General features: G+C 69.1%; 1 pseudogene. It reads right to left on the bottom strand.

Features of this window, described 5'->3' with window-relative positions:
• Positions 1-369, bottom strand: a pseudogene (locus EXE42_RS17260) (amino acid permease); the annotation flags it as partial.

Genomic DNA, 369 nt, shown 5'->3' with positions numbered 1-369 from the left:
TCCCCCGGGCGTTCAGCGTCCCGAGGAGCAACGCGGCGAGCACTCCCGTCGTCCCGTGCGGGAGGACGTGGAACGCCTCCGGGAGCACGAACCTGAAGAACCACTCGTCCATCGTCGCGAGGTAGAACGCCGTCGTCCCGGTGTAGCCGAGGAAGAGCATCGCGCCGATGGCGTAGACGAGCGCGTCGTTCTCGAAGGTCCGCGAGGAGAACAGGTACCCCCCGCCGTTCTCGGAGTAGATCGAGGCGAACTCCGAGTACCCGGCGGCGGTGACCCCGGCGATGACGGCCGCGATGACGAACGCGATGACGGCGCTGGAGCCGATCGCCGCGACGGCGGTGCCGGAGAGCGAGAAGATGCCGGCGGCGA

Origin of the sequence: Halorubrum sp. SP3 (assembly GCF_005435195.1) — an archaeon.
GTDB classification, from domain to species: domain Archaea; phylum Halobacteriota; class Halobacteria; order Halobacteriales; family Haloferacaceae; genus Halorubrum; species Halorubrum sodomense.
This window is presented reverse-complemented; position numbering and strand designations above follow the sequence as displayed.